Annotated in this window: 1 protein-coding gene and 1 tRNA gene; both read left to right on the top strand. The window is 36.3% G+C overall.

Annotated features, from left to right (window positions below):
• Window positions 1–40 precede the first annotated feature (40 nt).
• Window positions 41–116 (top strand) — tRNA-Glu (locus tag H4J50_RS18955).
• Between the two features lie 330 nt (window positions 117–446).
• Window positions 447–713, top strand: coding sequence for a DksA/TraR family C4-type zinc finger protein (locus H4J50_RS18950; protein WP_010555328.1), 267 nt, complete (start codon window positions 447–449; stop codon window positions 711–713).
• Window positions 714–947: the final 234 nt, after the last annotated feature.

Genomic DNA, 947 nt, shown 5'->3' with positions numbered 1-947 from the left:
CGAGTCTAAAAATTCAGTTGTCCTAGTGACACATTTATGTGTCCCCATCGTCTAGAGGCCTAGGACACCGCCCTTTCACGGCGGTAACAGGGGTTCGAATCCCCTTGGGGACGCCACTTACTATTTTAAGTACTGTATAAAGCAGTGTGACACCGCACTCTCTATACACGACGTTATCAAGAGTACTAATCTCTTGAGGACGCCAATTACTTGTTTTTTAATAGGGAAGTGTAGTGTTATTAAGATAAAATCCAAAAATCCAAAAATCCAAAAATCCAAAAATCCAAAAATCCAAAAATCCAAAAATCCAAAAATCCAAAAATCCAAAAATCCAAAAATCCAAAAATCCAAAAATCCAAAAATCCAAAAATCCAAAAACATTCAGTACTTATAAAGATTCGATTTGGTAGCATAAATTTAAACATCCAACTTTATTAGGAGGATTTATGGCAAGTGGATGGGCACGAGACGGTGCAATTCAAGATCAAATTGATGCGAGTGTTAATGATGCCGTACAGTATGCAAGAAGCAATTTAATATCTGGCGCAAGTGCAGAGTTATGTGATGAGTGCGATGAGAAAATCCCACAAGCACGAAGGCTCGCGTTACCAGGAGTGCGCTACTGTGTTGTATGCCAAGCTGCAATAGAAGGTAATGGTGCTAGCGCTAAATCGTTTAATAGACGTGGCAGTAAAGATAGTCAGTTGCGTTAAAAAGGTGCTGAAAAGCACCTTTTTATTTAATACCAACCTGCATAAATATTTGAACAATATATAAAATTAAACCCCTCCATAGTTATACCAACCAGCATAAATCTTTAATCAATTTAACGAATTAAATTGCACTATAACGTCGTTAAAAATTTTTATTTAGAACAACTAGATACAAAAATTTTTGCCTAGTTCTAGCGTAATTTTCTTAACGTTAAATAGACCCCATATATAAGC

This window comes from Colwellia sp. 6M3 (assembly GCF_014077595.1).
In the GTDB taxonomy this organism is placed as follows: Bacteria; Pseudomonadota; Gammaproteobacteria; order Enterobacterales; family Alteromonadaceae; genus Cognaticolwellia.
This window is presented reverse-complemented; position numbering and strand designations above follow the sequence as displayed.